Origin of the sequence: Kitasatospora sp. A2-31 (assembly GCF_022288725.1) — a bacterium.
Classification (GTDB): domain Bacteria; phylum Actinomycetota; class Actinomycetes; order Streptomycetales; family Streptomycetaceae; genus Kitasatospora.
Map to the genome: position 1 here is coordinate 1 of NZ_JAKNTA010000236.1, position 1,196 is coordinate 1,196.

General features: G+C 73.3%; 1 protein-coding gene. It reads right to left on the reverse strand.

Annotation, left to right across the window (positions count from 1 at the left end; genetic code table 11):
- Window positions 1-57: 57 nt before the first annotated feature.
- The coding region (locus MCM47_RS41160) for an HAD-IC family P-type ATPase (RefSeq protein ID WP_238951876.1) at window positions 58-1,196 on the reverse strand (1,139 nt) is incomplete at its 5' end.

The following is a 1,196-nucleotide window of genomic DNA, read 5'->3' on the forward strand; positions in this document are numbered from 1 at the left end:
CCCCGGCCGGGTGCACCCGCTCCACGACGGGAGCGGGTGCACCCGCGCCGTACGGGCTCAGTCCGAGGCGCGCCGCATGACCCGCCAGACCACCTCCAGGAGCACCCCGGCGACCAGGGCGATGGCGACGCCCAGCCACGGGTCACGGACGCCGGCGAGCGAGAGCTCGAAGAAGTCCGACAGCCAGGGCACCGTCAGCACCAGCGCGAACGCCCCGCACATCGCCCCGATCAGCAGCAGCCGCCACCAGTTGTAGGGCCGGGCCACGATCGCCAGCACCCAGATCGCCACGATGAACAGCGTCAGCGTGGCCACGCTGGTGTCGGACTCGAGGTCGGTCGTGTGGTTGGACCGGGCCAGTGCGTACGCGGTGAAGGTGGCCGTCCCGGCGATGATGCCGCGGGGGACGGCCAGCCGCAGCACCCGGCGGACGAAGCCGGTGCGGGCCCGCTCGTTGTTGGGCGCCAGAGCCAGGAAGAAGGCCGGGATGCCGATGGTGAGGGTGGAGAGCACCGTGGAGTGCCGTGGCAGGAACGGGTACGGCGAGTGCGTGAAGATCACCAGCAGCGCGAGCAGCACCGAGTAGACCGTCTTCACCAGGAAGAGCCCGGCCACCCGCTCGATGTTGCCGATCACCCGGCGGCCCTCGGCGACCACGGAGGGGAGGGTGGCAAACGAGTCGTTCAGCAGCACGATCTGTGCGACGGCCTTGGTCGCGTCGCTGCCGGTGCCCATCGCCACGCCGATGTCGGCGTCCTTGAGCGCCAGCACGTCGTTGACGCCGTCGCCGGTCATCGCCACGGTGTGCCCGCGTGACTGCAGCGCGCCGACCAGCTCCCGCTTCTGCTGCGGGGTGACCCGGCCGAAGACGGTGGTCCGCTCGGCGGCGTCGGCGAACTGCGCGGGCTCGGCGGACAGGCTGCGCGCGTCCAGCGGCCGGTCGGCGCCGGGCAGGCCGAGGTGCGCGGCGACGGCGCCGACCGAGACGGCGGCGTCGCCGGAGATCACCTTGGCCTGGACGCGCTGGCCCTCGAAGTAGCGCAGGGTGTCGGCGGCGTCCTCGCGCAGCCGCTGCCGGAGCACGACCAGGGCGAGCGGCTGCAGGTCGGCGGCCGGGTCCGGGGCGTCGAGCGGGACGGGGGTGCGGCCCAGCAGCAGCACCCGCAGGCCCTTGGTGCCGAGCTCGTCCACGTCGG